A 233-nucleotide genomic window follows, 5' to 3' on the forward strand; every position below is an offset into this window, starting at 1 on the left:
GTACTAGTGACAGACTAAGTAATTCTACAAGTACGAGCGGCAGTACCTCATTGAGTGGTAGTGAGTCAACTAGTACTTCGATGAGTGATAGTGATTCCGTAAGTACTAGTGACAGCTTAAGCGAATCTACTAGCAAGAGCGGCAGTACTTCATTAAGTGGCAGTGAGTCAGCTAGTACCTCGATGAGTGAAAGCAACTCCACTAAGAGTGAATCTGTAAGCACAAGTGAAAGC

Annotated in this window: 1 protein-coding gene; it reads left to right on the forward strand. The window is 43.8% G+C overall.

All coding sequences use genetic code 11. The annotated features are described in order from the left end of the window. On the forward strand, window positions 1–233 hold a 233-nt coding region (locus AC6UDG_RS07890), incomplete at both ends, for a hypothetical protein (protein ID WP_500707018.1).

Source organism: Fructilactobacillus sp. X2R1C1 (assembly GCF_059901435.1).